Source organism: Bifidobacterium sp. M0307, from assembly GCF_016100445.1.
GTDB lineage: Bacteria > Actinomycetota > Actinomycetes > Actinomycetales > Bifidobacteriaceae > Bombiscardovia > Bombiscardovia coryneformis.
This window is the reverse complement of sequence record NZ_JACFSL010000001.1, coordinates 513349-530485: the sequence shown is the minus strand read 5'-3', so window position 1 is coordinate 530485 and position 17137 is coordinate 513349. Positions and strand designations below refer to the sequence as shown.

Below are 17137 nucleotides of genomic sequence, written 5' to 3'. Positions count from 1 at the left end.
GACCACCGCCCTTATGGGCGATGGCCGCCAATCAAACCAGGAGCCCACGGAGGATTCCCGATTCGACCACAGGTCCTGAATTCAGTAACAGTACCTAGGGCACTTCACATTTCGTTCTGTCCGTGGCACATCTTGTATTTACGACCCGAACCACATGGGCAGGGGGCGTTCTTGGAGGTACCGGGGAAGGTCCTGCCGTCCGACCAGGGAGAGTGCTCCTCCTCGGCCTTGGGACGCTTGTTGACAGGGACCTTGCCATCGGCATGGCTCAGAGGCTCCGGACCAACCACGGCAGAGCCTCGTTCGTCCTGGTCGGACAGATCCTCATTGCCGGACTTCTGACCGTCCACCTCGTCGATTTCCGCATCCTCATCCGCGGTATCGGGATCCTGGGGGGCCGTATAGCTGACCTCCTCGGAAGCGTCCTCCTCGGCATCCTGCTCAGTCAGGTCTTCGCCTTCCTGTTCGGATTCCTGCTTCCGGGCCAACTCCTCAGCCTCCTGGCTGGCGGCAATCTGGGCCAGGTCCACATTGAAGAGGAGCTGAACGCTCTCCTCCTTGATGGCATCAATCATGGAGTTGTACATCTGATAGCCCTCGCGCTGGTACTCGACCAGAGGATCGCGCTGACCCATACCACGCAGGCCGATACCGTCCTTGAGGTAGTCCATCTCGTAGAGATGCTCACGCCACTTGCTGTCGAGCACGGAGAGGACAACCTGGCGCTCAAGCTGGCGGGTGCCCTTTTCGCCCAGCTCCTCCTCGCGTTCACGGTAGATGCCTTCAGCATCATCGAGGACCTCCGTCAAGAGGGCCTTGACGGCCTTGTCGCCCTTGCTGCCTTCCAGGGACTTCATGGTCTCGTCCTGGTCCAGGGTAATCGGATAGACCGAGCCAAGAGCCTTCCAGAGCCCATCGGCATCCCAGTCCTTGGGCTTGTCGGACCCCTTCTGAGCACCCCGAATGTAGGACTCGATGGTCTCCTTGATGAAGCGCATGACATCATCATGGATGTCCTCGCCCTGGAGAACCGCCTGACGCTCGGCATAGATGACCTTGCGCTGCTTGTTCATGACATCGTCATACTTCAACACGTTCTTGCGAATCTCGTAGTTGCGGGACTCGACCGACTTCTGGGCGTTACGCACACCCTTGGAAACGCTCTTGGACTCGATGGGCTCACCCTCGGGCAATCCGGAGGACATGACCCTGGCCACCAGCTGGGTGTTGAAGAGCCGCATGAGGTCGTCCTCCAGGCTCAGGTAGAAGCGGGACTCACCCGGGTCTCCCTGACGGCCGGAACGACCACGCAGCTGGTTATCGATTCTCCGGGACTCATGGCGCTCGGTGCCGAGTACATAGAGTCCGCCGAGATCGACGACCTCCTCGTGCTCGTCCTTCACCTGTTCCTTGACCTTGTCAAGGGTCTGGGGCCAGAGCTTCTCATACTCCTCCGGGGTGTCATCCGGTGAGTATCCCTGCTCCTTGAGCTGCTGGTCGGCCAGGAACTCCACATTGCCGCCCAGCATGATATCGGTACCACGACCGGCCATGTTCGTAGCCACGGTCACGGCGCCCTTGCGTCCAGCCACTGCAACAACCGAGGCCTCACGTGCGTGCTGCTTGGCGTTGAGCACCTGGTGGTCGATTCCGGCCACGTCGAGCAGGGAGGAGACCACCTCGGAAGACTCCACGGAGGCGGTGCCCAACAGGACCGGCTGCCCCTTGGCATGACGCTTGGCCACATCCTTGACGATGGCGGCCAGCTTCTCCTTCTTGGAACGGTAGATCAGGTCGTCCCGGTCCTTGCGGATCATCGGCTTGTTGGTGGGAATCGGGAGCACACCCAGCTTATAGGTGTTCATGAACTCGGCTGCCTCGGTCTCGGCCGTACCGGTCATGCCCGCCAACTTGTCGTACATGCGGAAGTAGTTCTGCAGGGTGATGGTGGCGAAGGTCTGGTTCTCGGCCTTGACCTCGACGCCTTCCTTGGCTTCGATGGCCTGATGAAGACCCTCGTTGTAGCGACGCCCATTGAGCAGACGGCCTGTGTGCTCATCGACAATCAGGACCTCGCCGCGCTGGACCACATAGTCGCGGTCGCGCAGGAAGAGCTCCTTGGCTTTGATGGCGTTGTTCAGGTAACCAATCAGGGCTGTGTTGCCGGGCTCATAGAGGTTGTCGATGCCCAGATAGTCCTCAACCTTGCTGATACCCGGATCCAGGATGCCGACGACCTTCTTCTTCTCGTCGACCTCGTAATCCTCATCCCGGTTCAGTCTTGGGGCCAGTTTGGCGAACTGCCGGTACCAACGGGTCACATCACCATCGGCAGGGCCGGAGATGATCAGCGGGGTACGGGCCTCATCAATCAGGATGGAGTCAACCTCGTCCACGATGGCGAAGTGGTGCCCACGCTGGACCAGGTCGGCCTTGTCCCAGGCCATGTTGTCGCGCAGATAATCGAAACCGAACTCATTGTTGGTTCCATAGGTGATGTCGGCCTCATACTGCTTGCGACGCTCCGCGGGCTTCTGGTCGGTGATGATGCAGCCGACACTCATGCCCAGGAAGCGGAAGATGCGACCCATGAGCTCGCTCTGATAGGAGGCCAGGTAGTCATTGACCGTGACCACGTGGACACCCTTGCCCTCCAGGGCATTCAGATAGCTGGGAAGGGTGGCAACCAGGGTCTTTCCTTCGCCTGTCTTCATCTCGGCGATATTTCCCCAGTGCAGGGCGGCCCCACCCATGAGCTGGACATCGAAGTGACGCTGTCCGAGGGTCCTCTTGGAAACTTCACGTACGGTCGCGAAGGCCTCGGGCATCAACGAATCAAGGGACTCACCATTGTCCAGGCGCTCCCTGAACTTCGCCGTCTGGCCCTTCAGTTCTTCGTCATCCATGGCGGAGATCTTGTCCTCCAGGGCGTTTGTCGCGTCGGCGACTCCCTGAAGTTTACGGATCTGCCGTCCTTCACCCATACGAAGGACCTTGTCCAAGACTGCTACCACGTTGCGCTCCCTATACGTTCTTTCAATCCCCCGTCACACCATCATGAGCCGACGGAGGCCCAGACTTCCACCATATTACGCGAACGCACAGATTTTCACCATGCGACCTGCGTCAGCCTCGGCACGGCATCGGCAGGGTACCCGCAAACCACCCTCAGAGCCCCTGTCCCCACTTCGTTTCCATGGCCGTCGGAGACCCCTTGCAGAGGACATGAAAAACCCGCCGACCAGGACTTCCTATCCATCCGTCCGGGACCGGCGGGCCGACAATCGCTACAGCTCACTCCCTGCCGACATGCTCGGGGGTGTCAATCTCAAAGACGCCGTAACTCCACCCGTGCCTGCGGTAGACGACGGAGGGTCGGTTGGTCTCCTTGTTGACGAAGAGGAAGAAGTCATGACCGATCAGCTCCATTTCGTACAGCGCCTCGTCGATGCTCATCGGCTCGGCGATGTGCAACTTCCTGCGAATGACGATCGGGGTGTCCCCGACCTGGACCTCGACAGCCTCTCCTGGCCCGAGGTCGGATGCCACGGCATCCTGTGCACTATTGTCCGGTTCCGGTGCCGCCACGTCTTCTGGGCGAGGCGTCTCCGCAAGCGGCACTTCGAGCGGCAGGGGGGCATGGTCCAGACCACGCCGGTGGTCCTTGCGCCGATCACGTGTGCGACGCAGACGCTGTGTCAATTTGTCTATCGCCATATCGAAGGCGCTGAACTCGTCGGCGCTGGAAGCCTCAGCACGAATCACCGTCTTGCCGGCCTGAACGGTCAGCTCAACCCGCTGTGCGCTGTCGGCCTGGCGAGGATTGCCTTCATGGGTCAGCTTGACCTGGATACGCTGAGCATCAGGAGCTATGGCCGTTACACGATTCATCTTGCTCTCGACGACATCACGGAACCGCTGCTTGATCTGGGTATGACGTCCGGTAATGACGATCTCCATGAGAATCTCCTTGCACTCGTAAGCGGTCAACCCGCTTGTGCGACGGTGAGGGAAAGTCACCGTCGACTGTCACTTCGATTGTAGCTGAAAGAAGCGGTCAATTGCTGATTGCAGGCTCACATTTGCATGTAGGTAGTCTGAGTCCATTGGTCCGATTCCTGGCGTTGAGACCTACTGCCTAAGGTTGCCCGCCCTCCAATCGACGGACCGGGGTGGCGACGGTCCCTCAGGTGGGATAAGCTGACCCCTCGAGACCTCTCGATGGCCGCGGCCATTCCTCTCGGGAATGGCTGAGGAACTTCCGGGCTCCATAGAGCACGATGGCGGATAACGTCCGCCCAGGGCGACCTGAGAGATAGCGCAACAGAGAACAGACCGCCTGCCCATAGGGCAGGTAAGGGTGAAACGGCGGTGTAAGAGACCACCGGGCCGCTGGTAACAGCGGTCGCATGGCAAGCCTCATCGGGAGCAAGGCCAAGCAGAAGGCATTTAGGGGCTGCTCGTCCCGCCTTCGGGTAGGCCGCTAGAGCCTGGCGGTAACGTCAGGTCGAGATGGATGGCCATCCTCCTGTCGGACTCCGACGGATGACAGAACCCGGGGTATATGAGAGGTCTCATCCCACTTCATGCAGGAAACACGGCAGACACATGCCGCCATTGCGGCCATTCCCATCACGTATCCGCCGGATAATCAAAGCCTACGGGGCGAGACTTTCACACGTCCGTATCGGAGTCGGCCAGGAGGTCATTGGCCACCTGGGTCAGGAGGGATGGGTTATGTCCTTTCCGGGAACCGGCACCCCAGAGGCGACGCCTGCGGACGTCGGGAGCGAGACCCTCTGTCCGCTTGGCAACCTTACGACCCAGCTCATAGGCCGAGTCGACAAAGAGACCTTCTTCGGCAGCCCGCGCTATGACATCCTCCGACAGTGAGCGGTCAAGACCCTTTCGGGTCATCTCGTTGAGGGTGCCTCGCTCCCCCATGGTGCGGTGGAGGCACGAGCGGAGGAGGTCCTGAGCATACCTGCGGTCATCAAGAAGCCCCAGCTGGGTAAGTCTGGTTATGACCTGCTCGATGGTAGGTCCTGTAAACCCCTTGTTGGACAGACGCCGGGCCAGGGTTCCGCTGGACCGGGCCGAGGCATCCAGCAGGGTCAAGGCCGCCTCGCGGCAGGCATCCACACTGTCCGCATCAGGCCGAACCTCCTTGGCAGCCATATCGCTGGCACCAAAGCCTCCAGCCTTGGGCTGATGAACCGGATAAGCACGCCTGCCTTTGCGCTTGAATCTGGTTCGGCCCCTCTCCTGGCTGTCGATACGATTACCCTGGTCGCTGCTGTCTCCGTCCCTGTCCTGAGCAGGAGCGCCAGGTTCCGGCTCCCCTGTTTCGGGGAGCCGGATCGGATTGGACTTAAGGAAGTCCTCTGCCGAAATCATCGATCATGCGGCCTGGGCCGTCATAGGGGCACCCTTACCCGGGTCCGCCTTGGCTGCTGACCCTGCAGCCGTCAAGGAACCGGCATCACCAGGCACGGACTTGCCTCCGTCCACGGATTGTTCGTCCCCCTTGGGCTCGGTCGCGAGTCCGAAAGCGGCCTTGACCTTATCTTCAATTTCCTTGGTCAGACCAGGATTATCCTTAAGGAACTGACGGACATTCTCTCGTCCCTGACCCAGCTGATCGCCCTCATAGGTGAACCAGGATCCGGACTTCTTGATGATATTGGTCTCCAAGGCCATGTCAAGAACCGAGCCCTCTTCGGAGATGCCCTCACCGTACAGAATGTCGAACTCCGCAATCTTGAAGGGCGGAGCCATCTTGTTCTTGACCACCTTGACCTTGGTCCTGTTGCCGACTGCCTCGTCCCCGTTCTTCAGGGTCTGAATGCGACGGATATCGAGACGAACAGAGGAATAGAACTTCAGCGCCTTACCACCCGTGGTGGTCTCCGGGCTGCCGAAGAAGACTCCGATCTTCTCTCTGAGCTGGTTGATGAAGATGGCCGTGGTATTGGCCTGGGACAGGGCACCCGTCATCTTACGCAGGGCCTGGCTCATCAGCCTGGCCTGGAGACCGACGTGGCTGTCGCCCATATCGCCTTCGATTTCGGCCTTAGGGACCAGGGCGGCCACCGAGTCGATGACGATGATGTCCAAGGCGCCGGAACGAATCAGCATGTCCGCAATCTCAAGGGCCTGCTCGCCATTGTCAGGCTGGGAAACAATCAGGGAGTCGGTATCGACGCCCAACTTCCGGGCATATTCAGGATCCAGGGCGTGCTCGGCATCAATGAAGGCCGCCACTCCCCCGTTGGCCTGGGAATTGGCCACTGCGTGCAGTGCCAGGGTTGTCTTGCCGGAGGATTCGGGACCGTATATCTCCACGATGCGCCCACGGGGCAGCCCCCCGATGCCAAGAGCCATGTCAAGAGCCAGGGAGCCGGTGGGAATGACCTCGACATCCTGGGCGGGCTTGTCTCCCAGGCGCATGGCCGAACCCTTGCCGAAGTTCTTCTCAACCTGTGCGAGGGCGGTGTTCAAGGCTGCCTGACGACGGGGATCGATTCCGTCCTCCTGCTCCTTCTTCGCCTTGCCACTGTTGCTCTGTCGTGCCATATGGCTCTCCTTTTCCATAACGTCCTTACGAACCTCATGCTATCCGTCTCAAATCTCCCGGGAGGAGATCCCGACCAATGTGGTCGAACGAGCAGATGACACCCGAATCATCTGTATCACAGTATAACCTGCCATGCGAACAAATGTTCGAAACCTCTTTGACGGGGGAACCGGATCCAATCAGACGGCCGGCATTGGCGGGGCGTTGTGGTCCCTTCCCCACCGGCGCGAATCGGGAATCTCCATCTGGTCACAGAGAACGTTCCAGACCACACGGGGCTCCACCCCTTCGCCGAGCGCCTCCACCACAGTCATGGAGTCCAGTCGATCCAGCCGCTGGTCCCGAGCCAGGCTGCGCCCATAGACACGGCCGAAGACCTCCTCCAAGAGTTGCCAGAACTCCCGTTCACGCACAAAGACCACCTCCGCTTCAACTTTCTTCCAGCCCCGGGACCAAGGCGAACAACCCCGGAAACATGGAATGGCGCCCGGACCTTACGGACCGGACGCCACACTCATATTGGACAATCCTCAAGCCAACCCGAATCAGTACAGAGCAGAAATACAGCCGGGTCGATTCACTACGGCAGGCCAGCAGCAAGCCGACTGGATCTGTCAGTCAACAATCCTGGAGTTCACTCCTGGGTCGATTCCAGGTAGTCGGCAACCATACGCAGGGTCTGGGGAACACCCAGACCTAGGGCCTCGGCGATGGAGCTGAGCAACTCGGAACTGGCCTCCTTCTGGCCTCGTTCCACCTCGGACAGGTACCCCAACGAGACACCTGCCTTTTCGCTTACCTCGCGCAGGGTCTTGTGATCATTGGTGCGAAGCTCACGCAACACGTGCCCCAGTGCCTCACGTAGGGAAACCGTGTGCGAAACCGTCTGGGTCTCCTTTGCCGAAGAGGCGCGCTGCCTACCCGCCTCCATACCGTCTTCTTCCATCCACATCTTGTTCAGGCTGGCCTGGCGTTCTTCCTTGGCCTTCTTGGCGGCCCGGGCTTTGACCACCTGCTGCTGGGCGAAAACCACAGCCCGGCGCTGTGCAGGGGTCAGATCACGAACGCGGGCATTGCACTCCGTCGCCGACGCTGCCGGCTTGGCGTCATACCTCGTATCATTCCTCGTCATCACGGTCTCGGTGCTGGCCATTGCAGCCCCTTTCGCAACTTCCTGCTTGTTGTATTCCATTACACAAGAACCAACCGGCGCACCGGGGGATTATTCCAGCGGATGAACCGGACGGCGATATCTGTGACCAAGGTCACGTATAGAGCATCAGAGTCTTGTTCAGTCTATCAAGCACCCGCATGACCGTTCCCTTTCTGACCTGCTCCCGGTCGCCTTCCAGGTGAAGCTCATAGGACAGGGTCCGGTAATCGTCGACCAGTTCACGGTGGACGGCCGTCGGCTCGATCAGCCGCCTGGGCAGCGCATACCCGATGTACACCAAGCCGGCAGGGTTGTCTCCATCAGGGCCGGGGCCGGCAACCCCCGTGGTGGCCATACCGATGACCCTGCCCTCGTAGTCATACTGGGTGTATAAACGGGCCGTTCCCAGAGCCATCTCCTCGGCCACTCGGGGATGGACTGCACCATGCATCTTGAGGAGATTCGGATTGACACTCAGAACGGAGGCCTTAGCGGCGATGTCATAGGTAACGGAAGACCCCAGAAAGACATCGGAGGCACCGGGAATCCTGACGAAGGCATCCGCCAAAAGCCCTCCTGTCAGCGACTCGGACGCAGCCAGGTAAAACCGGGAGTCTCGGCAGATGTCGATGACCCTGCCGGCCAGGTCATCGCAGCAATCCCGCATTCCAGTGTTCATCGGTCACCTCGCTGCCCCAGGAAGAGCCGGGCCATACGTCGAACCAGCCTAGGGCTACGCCTTACTATACCTCCGGTGTCCTTTATGAACGGGAAGAGGCCGCCCGCGATCCGCTACCGTAAACCCCTGCCAGATACTCTCCACCCGAATAGAGGCAGAGCACCAGGGCCAGGATGATGACCGCCCGCGTGATGGGCAGATACCAGGACCAGGACGACCCCAGGGGCACCATCAGCATCCCCAGACCCAGACACTGGAAGAGGGTCTTGTACTTGCCTGAATTGGAGGCGGCGATGACCGTCCCCCGCTTGTTGACCACCATGACCCTGAGCAGGGTGATGCCGATTTCGCGGACGAGGAAGAGGATGGTGACCCACCACCAGATTTCATGGTGGAGGGCGGCGATGATCAAGGCGGAACAGACCAGGAGCTTGTCGGCTATGGGATCCATCAGCTTGCCCAGCTCGGTGACCTGGTTATAGCGGCGAGCCATCCAGCCATCGAGTTTATCGGTCGAAGCGGCAATGATGAAGAGTACCGCTGCAGTCCAGCGCAGCCCCATATCGGCCTGCCCCCAGTCACCTGCCATGATGTCGAGGATGATGAAGACGATGACCAGCAGAATCCGGGTATAGGTAACCAGGTTGGGAGGGCTGTTCCACCCGTCGAGAAGCGAGTGCTTCCCTCCAGAGGTCGTAGACTCGGCATGCTCCTGCATTACCACTCCTTATTCACAGCTCGTTTCATAACCTTGCACGCGTCCCAGTGCCATGCTGTAGTGCCATCCTAACGGTAGACCACTCCATGCCTGACCTGGTTTAAGTTCAGCCATCCGCTTGCCCATCGCCCTCGGAATCGGTCTGGGCCGGACCGATGGCCGCCTGGTCGCCTCTGATGAAGGCCAGGGCCTCCTGAAGCTGGGATGGTTGTATCAGCACCTCCCGTGCCTTGGACCCTTCGGAGGGTCCGACGATTCCCCTGGACTCCAGAAGATCCATGAGTCGGCCGGCCCTGGCAAAGCCCACGCGGAGCTTGCGCTGAAGCATGGAGGTGGAGCCGAATTGGGTGGTCACCACCAACTCCGCAGCCTGAAGGAGCTCGTCCATATCGTCGCCGATCTCCTCCTGGATCTCGCTCTTCTTCTCCGCCGTATCAGCCATCTTCTCGATGTCCTCGCGGTAGTGGGGCTTGCGTTGGGTGCGCACATAGTCGACAGCCCTGCGGATTTCGGACTCGGAGACCCAGGCACCCTGGACGCGGGTCGGTTTGGCCTGACCCATGGGCAGGAAGAGGGCGTCACCTTGACCAATCAGGGTCTCGGCCCCGGTGGCATCCAGGATGACCCGGGAATCCGTGGAGGACGAGGTGGCGAAGGCCAGACGGGATGGGATGTTGGCCTTGATAAGACCGGTCACTACGTCGACCGAAGGGCGCTGGGTGGCCAGAATCAGGTGGACACCGGCCGCACGTGCCAGCTGGGTGATGCGCTGGATGGAACTCTCCACATCATTCTTGGCGACCATCATCAGGTCGGCCATCTCGTCCACCACCACGACCAGGTATGGGTACGACGCCACCTTCCGGTTGGATCCGGCCGGGGCATGGACCTTGCCTTCACGTACCGCCTTGTTGAAGTCCTTGACATGGCGGAAGCCGAAGAACTGGAGGTCGTCGTACCGGGCATCCATCTCCTTGACCACCCACTCCAGGGCCTGGGCAGCCTTTTTGGGGTCGGTGATGATCGGTGTCAGCAGATGGGGAATACCCGCATAGGCGCTGAGTTCGACACGTTTGGGGTCGACCATGATGAGGCGGACCTGCTCCGGGGCGGCCCTCATAATCAGCGAGACGAGCATGGAGTTGATGAAGCTGGACTTGCCTGAGCCGGTGGCACCTGCCACCAGAAGGTGGGGCATCTTGGTCAGATCAGCCGTAACATAATGCCCCTCGACGTCCTTGCCCACGGCCGTCATCATCGGATTGTCATCACTCCTGGCCTGGTCCGAACGCAGGACGTCACCCAGATGGACAATCTCACGGTCCACGTTGGGAATCTCAATGCCGATGGCCGACTTGCCGGGTATGGGAGAGAGTATCCGCACATCGGAACTGGCAACAGCGTATGCAATGTTGCGCTGAAGATTGGTGACCTTTTCGACCTTGACACCCGGGCCCAGCTCAACCTCATACTGGGTGACGGAGGGGCCGCGCAGGAAACCCACCACCTTGGCATCGATGTCGAACTGGCGGAAAGTGGATTGCAGGGCCTTGATGACGTTGTCGTTGGCCTGGGTCCTGACCGCATGGGGCTTCCCCTTGGAGAGCAGGTCGGGACTGGGCAGAACATAGGGACGGGATTCGTCGGTCGGCTCGGCCGAACTGTCCGGCTCCTCCGGGGAATCCTCCCCATCCGAAACGGCCTGCGACTCGACCTTACCGAACTGAACGGTATCGGCTGCGGCAGCCGCAGCAGCCCAAGGGTCCGAGGCCCCCACCCCGGACAGGGCAGCAGGACTCACCTGCATCGGCCTTGTGGAGGAATCGATACCGGAATCACCATCATGATCCGATGGATCCGTTTCATCGGCGGTTTCCCCGTTCATTGGCATACCGCCCATCTCGGGGTAATCGGCTTCAGCCGATGCCCCATAGGGGTCACCATCGGTGCCGTCAGGTAGATTGGCCGCCTGAGTAAAGGGATCATCGGCCTCGTAGTGCTCAAGGCGGTCATCATCCCCGCCAGACTTCCTACGACGGAAGAGGCGCTGGAACCAGTTTCCCCCGGCGGATGCCTTGTCGTCTTCGCCATCCTGACCGCGCCCGTCATGGGTGGGGACGCCCGGAGCCATGTCCAGCGTGCCATCGTCGAATCTGACCTCGTTGGGATAGGCCTGGTCCTCCGCCTCGTCCGAAGCGGTCTCACCCTTCCCATCGGAAAAGGCATGGACCCAGTCGAAGATGTCCCTGACGTGAACCTGGAAAATCAACAGTAGGGCAAAGATGGCCACGATGACGAAGAAAATGGCCGCGAAGGTCTTGGAAAGGCCCCAGGCCAGCGGCGACCCCAAGGCAAAACCAAGCAGGCCGCCGGAGGCTGTGACCGCCTGGAAGTCAAAACCGCGCTGGTCCGAAACCATGATGACGTCCAGAATCGAGCAGACCGACCAGAGGAGGACGAAAAGGCCGCCGACCACATGGATGTTGCCGGATTCATGACCGGAGTACCGTACCAGCCGGTAGGCCACGATAAGAAGGACCACAGGCAGAATGACGCTGCACAACCCCAGGGATCCGGCAGCCACCACGTGCAGACCGCGCCCCAGGAATCCATCGACACGGAACCACTCGCTGGCGCAGAAGAACACGGCCAGGATGACCAGAATGAAGCAGATGCCATCCTTGCGATATGCCGGATCATACTCATCACCGGTCTGGCCGCGAATCAGGGAGCCAATCCCCCTGGGCAAGGCAAGCAAGACCTTGTGCCATAAGGCTTCCTGGGGTTGATTCGACCCTGATGACCGGCCTGCGCTCTTGGTGCCTCCGGACTTCGACGACCCGGACCGGCCCTTCCTGTCTGTGTCTTGCTTTCGTGTCATAACGCCTTTCAGACTACCCAATACCCCACCCCGCTGCATGAGGTCCGGCCAGCGTCCACAAAGAATTCAGACGGGTCACCCGGTGGCGAGGCAGGACGGGCGGTACTAGCATCGGTGGCATGACACCCGCCGAACGCGAGAGCGCAATCGCCTTCGCCCGCCGCAACCTTCTTATTGACGGAGTGAGACCCAGTACGCATGCCATGGGTATAGCGGCAGCATATTCAGCGGGAAACATCGACGACGATACCCTGATTACACAGACCGGCAGCCAAACCACGGATATTGCCACCGACACCGTCTTCATTGCAACCATCCTGGTCTGCCGCCGACCTTGGGCGCGCACCTGCGACCTGGAAGAGCTCAGGGCCATCCACACCCGCCTCTTCGGACGGCTCGGCCCCTGGGCAGGTCGCCTGCGCGCCGCCGATGAGGCTTCACCACAGCCGGAAGGCTATTTCCCCGCCGGCCTCCTGAACCAGGGAGCCGCAAGCATCGGTGGTGGTCTGGCCGCAGAGCGGAACCTGACCAGCATGGACAGGCCGGATTTCGTCGACAGGCTGGCCTACTACTACGACGAGCTGGGCTTCCTTCACCCCTTTGACAGGGGCAACGCCATGACCCTGCGCATCTTCGCATCCCGCCTGGCCCATGATGCCGGATGGGATCTGGACTGGGGCTCGGTGGACCGCCATACCTATCAGGAGGCCACCCACCGGGCATACCTGGGTGACATATCAGGACTCAGGTCTCTCTTCGCCACCATCATCAGGCCGGTCAACCCGACCAGGATATTCCTCATCGCCGGTTGGGATCAGGGACCCGCCCACTGATTTCCTGGTCGGACCTACCCACGACACACATGCGCAGACAGTCGCGGAAACAGGTAGACGGGCACAGGCCGCCGGGACACGGCAATTCGGTAATCGGGTCAGACCTCACTGACCTTGAGCAGGGATTTGATTGCCCTGCGCTGGTCCATGACCCGGTAGGCGTCATGAATCTGCTCCAGTCCGAAGTCTGCCGTAAAGACACGTCCCGGATTGATTTTCCCTTCAAGGACCCGGTCCAGAAGCCCGTTCACGTCATAGGTGCGCACCGTGGCAGGGCCACCACGCACACCGATGTTGCGGTAGAAGGTCTCCTGCGCGGGGATGGTCACCCCATGGGGAACCCCCACCCTGCCCACGATGGCACCAGGACGGGCCATGGCGAAAGCGCTCTCGTTGGATTCCTTGGTACCCACGCATTCCAGGACGGCATCGGCACCATACCCGCCGGTCAACTCCATGACACGACGCACACCCTCATCGCCACGCTCGGCAATGATATCGGTGGCACCGAAGATCTTGGCCAACTCCTGCCTGTCCTCATGGCGACTCATGACCACCACCCTGCCAGCCCCGCGCAGGCCGGCGGACAGAACCGCACAGAGGCCCACGGCACCATCGCCGATGACAACGACCGTATCGCCCTGCCCCACCTCGGCACTTACCGCTGCGTGGTACCCGGTGGCCATCACGTCGGAAAGGGTCAACAGGGATGCCAGCATCTCTTCGGAGAAACCGCGCGCACGTTCCACTCCACCCGGAACCACCACCAGGGTCCCGTCAGCCTGGGGCACACGCAGATACTCGGCCTGGGCCCCCATCCCCGGCTCGCCCCCGAAGAACCCGCCGTTGGGACAGGCCGACTCGAATCCTGCCTTGCAGATCGAGCAGCGGCCGCAACTGAAGGGGAAGGGAACGATGACGAAATCCCCCTTACGGACAGTGGCGACCTGGTCGCCGACCTCTTCGACGACGCCTATGGCCTCATGCCCGAGGGTGCTGCCGGGGGCGATGGTGGTCAGCCCACGGTAGTACCAGAGGTCCGAACCGCAGACACAGGCCCGAACAACACGGACCACCACATCGGACGGCTCCTGAATCTCCGGCTTCGGAACATCCCTGACCACTAGACCGTCAGCGCCGGCCCCCTCGAACATCACAGCCTTCATGATTGCCTTCCCCCTTCTGCCGGCTTATCGTCGACCGGCCGTTCCATGTTTGCCTTTTTGACCACACTGCACCGGGCCGCCTCGATGATGGAGGAGCCCTGGTCGAGAATCTGTGCCGCGCCATGCTCATCATGGTCTCGGATGTGCTGCCAGTACCGGACCTTGACCTCAACATAGCGACGTTGCGCCTGAAGGCGCTCAATCTCCGTATCCAGACGACGACCCTGTTCGGCCATCAATTCCATCTGCCGCCCGGCCCGCTCGGAACCGTGGCTCTGGTTGGCCAGATACTCCTTCATGTTCTCCAGCGACATGCCCGTGGCGCTGAGGCAGGAGACCGTCAGCAACAGGTCGATATCACCGTCGTTATAAGAGCGGTGACCACTGGAGGGATCCCTGGCGATGGGCGGAATCATGCCGATGGACTCGTAGTATCTGAGCGTGGACTCCGGTAGGCCCGTCATCAGGGAGGTCTGTCGAATCGTGTACCACCGAGGAGCGCCCGATGGTGGTTCAACTTCCGTGGTGCTTGTCATATTCGCCACCCTATGAACTTCAAGCACTTGAAGTCAACACTGGGAGTCAGATGGATTCCCCGTCCAGAGAACCCAGAGGATGCCGGGTACCGTAAAGGCCTTCGTCCTGGTCCGCCTCACGGTCGGCTCCGTCGAAATCGCCATTGTCCGCCTGGTCCACCAGGTCCAATGCCCGACGGATCAGATCGGGTGCCAGGGCATTCAACCAGTGAATCCTGGGGTCACGCCCGAACCACCCCATCTGCTTTCGGGCCAGACGCTTTGTCTTCTGGGCTATCAGGGAGAAGGCTCCATCAAGATCGGTGCGTCCATCAAGGTAGTCCTCCACCTGGGGGTACCCAAGTGCACGGGCTGCAGTGGTACCCAGATTGTCGCGAAGCCGACGGACCTCACCCACCAGGTCGTTGCGGCGCATGGCTTCGGTCCTGGCATCTATACGTCTGTCCAGCTCCTCCCGGTCCAGGTCCAGACCGATCTGGACAGCCGGCAGGAGGTAACGGTACCGGGGCAGGGTGGCGGAATAGGGACGACCTGTAATCTCCATGACCTCAAGGGCCCGGACCGTGCGCCGCACGTTTCGTGGGTCCATCCGAGCCGCCGCCCGGGGGTCCTTCTCCTCCAGCTCTTTGAACAGCAGACCGGCACCCTCGTTCTCCGCCCGCTCCTCGATGCGGGACCGGACAGCCTGGTCGGTCCCGGGGAAGGACAGATCATCGAGGACGGCACGGGTATAGAGACCCGAACCACCCACCAGGATGGGCCTGACACCGCGCTCCCGCAAATCGTCTATCAGGCCCCTGGCCATCTCCTGGAATCGGGCCACGCTCATGGTTTCCCGGGGTTCGATCACATCGACCAGATGGTGGGGTACGGCGGCACGTTCCTCGACCGTGGGTTTGGCCGTACCCACATCCATCCCCCGGTACATCTGGTAGGCATCGGCATTGATGATCTCGGCCTGTTCACCTCGTTGGCGCAGGGCCAGGGCAAGGGCCACACCCAGACCCGTCTTGCCAGAGGCGGTAGGACCAACGATGGAAACGATGCGGGGTACCCCGCCGTCCATTCCCTCACCTGACTTCATAGACCTGCCCGGCTTCCGGATCGGGGTCGGCAACAAGGTAGTGGGGACCGCAATCCGTAACGGTGCAGGTGACCAGGTCTCCGACCTTGGGCTCCGGGAACCCCTGAGGCCTGCCGACATGAACCAGGACACCCGTCCGCTCGCGCCCGGTCAGCCTATGGGTGGTCCGATCGTGGCGACCGTGGCCTCCTTCAATCAGGACCTCCACCTGCCTGCCCACAAAGCCACGCATCTGCTCCTGGGTGATTGACTCCTGAAGGGACTGGAGACGTTCGAACCTGTCATGAACGATCTCCCTAGGCAACTGCTCCATCCCCGCGGCAGGGGTTCCTGGCCTGGGCGAGTACTCGAAGATGAAGGCGGATGAGAATCGAGCCTCTTCCACCACCCGCATGGTCTCCTGAAAATCCTCCTCGGTCTCACCCGGGAATCCGACGATGATGTCGGTGCTGATCTGAGCATCGGGCATGACCTGGCGGACCTTGTCAAGGATGGACAGGAAGCGCCCGGACCTGTATGAGCGGCGCATGGCCCTCAAAACCCGATCGGACCCTGACTGGAGAGGCATGTGCAGCTGATGCATGACGTTGGGCGTCTGAGCCATGGCCAGAATCACATCATCGGTGAATGCAGCCGGATGGGGCGAGGTGAACCTGACCCGTTCAAGCCCTTCGATCCGTCCACAAGCCCTGAGCAACTTGGAGAAGGCGAACCTGTCGCCCACAGACCATCCGTAAGAGTTGACATTCTGTCCGAGGAGGGTGACCTGGCGCGCCCCTCCGTCGACACAGCGCCGAATCTCCCCCAGGACGTCATCCATGGACCGGTCCCGCTCCCGGCCACGTACGGCAGGAACGATGCAGAAGGTGCAGGTGTTGTTGCAACCGACGGAAATGGAGACCCAGGCCTGCGAGCGCGAGGCACGCACCGTCGGCAACTGGCTGGGAAAGACCGTGAGGTCATCCACGACCTCCACCTGGGAGCGCTCCGTCTCCTCGGCCTTCGCAAGCAATCCAGGCAAAGCGCCGATGTTCTTGGTTCCGAATACCGCATCGACCCAGGGGGCCGTTTCCGCGATCCGGTCCCTGTCCTTCTGGGCCATGCACCCACCCACGGCGATTCGGGTGTCGGGCTTGTGCTGCTTGAAGCGGCGCCAACGCCCTATGGTCCCATACATCCGCTGTGTGGCATTGTCTCGCACTGCACAGGTGTTGAGCACCATCACGTCCACCTCACGGCGTTCCACCTGCTCAAGGCTGGCCGGCCTGTAGCCCTGGGCCTCCAGGACCCCGGCGATGCGTTCGGAATCGTGCTCGTTCATCTGGCATCCCAAGGTATGCACATAGTAGACGCCACGATCGGTCACTCCCCCGTCCATGACCTTGGAGGGTTCCACGCTCTGTCCTGTCCTCATAAGCCCTGATTGTATCCACAGACGACGTCCAGGAAACCATCACGGCATGTGCGTACCATTGGGGTGTTCCTATTCAAGGACTGCTTGGGAGGTTTG

At 60.8% G+C, this 17137-nt stretch carries 13 protein-coding genes, 1 other RNA gene and 2 pseudogenes; 2 read left to right on the top strand and 14 right to left on the bottom strand.

Going from position 1 to position 17137, the window contains the following annotated elements:
- Positions 1 to 104: 104 nt before the first annotated feature.
- The 3 genes and pseudogenes from H3V08_RS07635 to hpf form a co-directional block, all read right to left on the bottom strand.
- Positions 105 to 290, bottom strand: a pseudogene (locus tag H3V08_RS07635) (SEC-C metal-binding domain-containing protein); the annotation flags it as partial.
- Between the two features lie 233 nt (positions 291 to 523).
- Positions 524 to 3014 (bottom strand): annotated as a pseudogene (gene secA, locus H3V08_RS02025) (preprotein translocase subunit SecA); the annotation flags it as partial.
- Positions 3015 to 3294: 280 nt separating this feature from the next.
- A complete protein-coding gene (gene hpf, locus H3V08_RS02020) occupies positions 3295 to 3960 on the bottom strand; it encodes a ribosome hibernation-promoting factor, HPF/YfiA family (RefSeq protein ID WP_198181439.1) in 666 nt (221 codons plus the stop codon).
- 249 nt (positions 3961 to 4209) lie between these two features.
- Between hpf and rnpB the strand changes: the two genes are divergently transcribed.
- An RNA gene (gene rnpB, locus H3V08_RS02015) (RNase P RNA component class A) lies at positions 4210 to 4581 on the top strand.
- A gap of 93 nt (positions 4582 to 4674) precedes the next feature.
- Here rnpB and H3V08_RS02010 read toward each other — a convergent pair.
- The 7 genes from H3V08_RS02010 to H3V08_RS01980 all read right to left on the bottom strand — a co-directional run bounded on the left by H3V08_RS02010 (position 4675) and on the right by H3V08_RS01980 (position 12008).
- The gene (locus H3V08_RS02010; protein WP_198181438.1) at positions 4675 to 5397 is read right to left on the bottom strand and encodes a regulatory protein RecX; all 723 of its coding nucleotides are present in this window, start codon (positions 5395 to 5397) and stop codon (positions 4675 to 4677) included.
- Positions 5398 to 5400: 3 nt separating this feature from the next.
- A complete protein-coding gene (recA, locus tag H3V08_RS02005; protein ID WP_198181437.1) occupies positions 5401 to 6576 on the bottom strand; it encodes a recombinase RecA in 1176 nt (391 codons plus the stop codon).
- A gap of 180 nt (positions 6577 to 6756) precedes the next feature.
- Positions 6757 to 6990, bottom strand: coding sequence for a DUF3046 domain-containing protein (locus H3V08_RS02000; RefSeq protein ID WP_045921758.1), 234 nt, complete (start codon positions 6988 to 6990; stop codon positions 6757 to 6759).
- A 221-nt stretch (positions 6991 to 7211) separates the two neighbouring features.
- Positions 7212 to 7709, bottom strand: a complete 498-nt coding sequence (locus tag H3V08_RS07475; protein WP_232340259.1) for a helix-turn-helix domain-containing protein — start codon at positions 7707 to 7709, stop codon at positions 7212 to 7214.
- Positions 7710 to 7842: 133 nt separating this feature from the next.
- Positions 7843 to 8397: a CinA family protein gene (locus H3V08_RS01990; protein WP_198182085.1), complete on the bottom strand. Its 555-nt coding sequence runs from the start codon at positions 8395 to 8397 to the stop codon at positions 7843 to 7845.
- A gap of 94 nt (positions 8398 to 8491) precedes the next feature.
- A complete protein-coding gene (pgsA, locus tag H3V08_RS01985; protein WP_033489903.1) occupies positions 8492 to 9127 on the bottom strand; it encodes a CDP-diacylglycerol--glycerol-3-phosphate 3-phosphatidyltransferase in 636 nt (211 codons plus the stop codon).
- Between the two features lie 106 nt (positions 9128 to 9233).
- Positions 9234 to 12008, bottom strand: coding sequence for a DNA translocase FtsK (locus H3V08_RS01980; RefSeq protein WP_198181436.1), 2775 nt, complete (start codon positions 12006 to 12008; stop codon positions 9234 to 9236).
- A gap of 119 nt (positions 12009 to 12127) precedes the next feature.
- On the opposite strand from H3V08_RS01980, the gene H3V08_RS01975 reads away from it, so the two are divergent.
- Positions 12128 to 12841: a Fic/DOC family protein gene (locus H3V08_RS01975; RefSeq protein ID WP_198181435.1), complete on the top strand. Its 714-nt coding sequence runs from the start codon at positions 12128 to 12130 to the stop codon at positions 12839 to 12841.
- Between the two features lie 98 nt (positions 12842 to 12939).
- On the opposite strand, the gene H3V08_RS01970 is transcribed toward H3V08_RS01975, so the two are convergent.
- From H3V08_RS01970 to miaB, 4 genes are read right to left on the bottom strand one after another with little or no spacing between them, the layout of a single operon-like run.
- On the bottom strand, positions 12940 to 14007 hold the full coding sequence (locus H3V08_RS01970; RefSeq protein ID WP_198181434.1) for an alcohol dehydrogenase catalytic domain-containing protein: 1068 nt from the start codon (positions 14005 to 14007) through the stop codon (positions 12940 to 12942).
- Positions 14004 to 14543 carry a MerR family transcriptional regulator gene (locus H3V08_RS01965; RefSeq protein ID WP_198181433.1) on the bottom strand — a complete coding sequence of 180 codons (540 nt, stop codon included), beginning with the start codon at positions 14541 to 14543 and terminating at the stop codon, positions 14004 to 14006. Before H3V08_RS01965 ends, H3V08_RS01970 begins: the two co-directional genes overlap by 4 nt.
- Positions 14544 to 14589: 46 nt before the next feature.
- Complete coding sequence (miaA, locus tag H3V08_RS01960; protein WP_198181432.1) at positions 14590 to 15609, bottom strand: tRNA (adenosine(37)-N6)-dimethylallyltransferase MiaA; 1020 nt, start codon at positions 15607 to 15609, stop codon at positions 14590 to 14592.
- 4 nt (positions 15610 to 15613) lie between these two features.
- Complete coding sequence (miaB, locus tag H3V08_RS01955) at positions 15614 to 17041, bottom strand: tRNA (N6-isopentenyl adenosine(37)-C2)-methylthiotransferase MiaB (protein ID WP_198181431.1); 1428 nt, start codon at positions 17039 to 17041, stop codon at positions 15614 to 15616.
- Between the last annotated feature and the right edge of the window lie 96 nt (positions 17042 to 17137).

Excerpts from the sequence above, each read along its gene's own strand:
- hpf (WP_198181439.1), bottom strand. The coding sequence starts at position 3,960 with ATGGAGATCGTCATTACCGGACGTCATACCCAGATCAAGCAGCGGTTC.
- H3V08_RS02010 (WP_198181438.1), bottom strand. The coding sequence starts at position 5,397 with ATGATTTCGGCAGAGGACTTCCTTAAGTCCAATCCGATCCGGCTCCCC.
- recA (WP_198181437.1), bottom strand. The coding sequence starts at position 6,576 with ATGGCACGACAGAGCAACAGTGGCAAGGCGAAGAAGGAGCAGGAGGAC.
- H3V08_RS07475 (WP_232340259.1), bottom strand. The coding sequence starts at position 7,709 with ATGACGAGGAATGATACGAGGTATGACGCCAAGCCGGCAGCGTCGGCG.
- H3V08_RS01990 (WP_198182085.1), bottom strand. The coding sequence starts at position 8,397 with ATGCGGGATTGCTGCGATGACCTGGCCGGCAGGGTCATCGACATCTGC.
- pgsA (WP_033489903.1), bottom strand. The coding sequence starts at position 9,127 with ATGCAGGAGCATGCCGAGTCTACGACCTCTGGAGGGAAGCACTCGCTT.
- H3V08_RS01980 (WP_198181436.1), bottom strand. The coding sequence starts at position 12,008 with ATGACACGAAAGCAAGACACAGACAGGAAGGGCCGGTCCGGGTCGTCG.
- H3V08_RS01975 (WP_198181435.1), top strand. The coding sequence starts at position 12,128 with ATGACACCCGCCGAACGCGAGAGCGCAATCGCCTTCGCCCGCCGCAAC.
- H3V08_RS01970 (WP_198181434.1), bottom strand. The coding sequence starts at position 14,007 with ATGAAGGCTGTGATGTTCGAGGGGGCCGGCGCTGACGGTCTAGTGGTC.
- H3V08_RS01965 (WP_198181433.1), bottom strand. The coding sequence starts at position 14,543 with ATGACAAGCACCACGGAAGTTGAACCACCATCGGGCGCTCCTCGGTGG.
- miaA (WP_198181432.1), bottom strand. The coding sequence starts at position 15,609 with ATGGACGGCGGGGTACCCCGCATCGTTTCCATCGTTGGTCCTACCGCC.
- miaB (WP_198181431.1), bottom strand. The coding sequence starts at position 17,041 with ATGAGGACAGGACAGAGCGTGGAACCCTCCAAGGTCATGGACGGGGGA.